Annotated in this window: 1 protein-coding gene; it reads left to right on the top strand. The window is 62.6% G+C overall.

The window, feature by feature from the left end; all coding sequences use genetic code 11:
• The coding region (locus JJB97_RS18450) for a hypothetical protein (protein ID WP_238715543.1) at positions 1-340 on the top strand (340 nt) is incomplete at both ends.

Here is a 340-nt window from a genome sequence, read left to right as displayed (position 1 = left end):
TGAGCGCCGGGCGCGACACCTCGCACAGCGAAGCGAGCGGGAGCAGCAAAACCCTCGGCACGCTGGGGGGAGACGGTTACAGCGCCACGGCAGGTTACAGCCGGGAGAAACACAGCAGCCGCGAAGACAGCGTCGCTGAAAGCGGGCTACGCAGCCGGTTAACCAGCACAAGTGGTAACATTATTGCGCAGGCCGGGAAGGATATCGCCCTTGCCGGTACGGATGTCAGCGCCGGTAAATCGGTTTCGCTCAGCGGGGAGAATGTCCTGTTTGACGTAAGCCTTGATACCCGTGACGGCGAGGCCCACAGCAGCAGTTCACAGTACGGGGTGACGGCCTC

Origin of the sequence: Tenebrionibacter intestinalis (assembly GCF_016632365.1) — a bacterium.
Taxonomy (GTDB): domain Bacteria; phylum Pseudomonadota; class Gammaproteobacteria; order Enterobacterales; family Enterobacteriaceae; genus Tenebrionibacter; species Tenebrionibacter intestinalis.
Note: the sequence above shows the minus strand (reverse complement) of the source record. Positions and strands in the feature narration are given on the sequence as shown.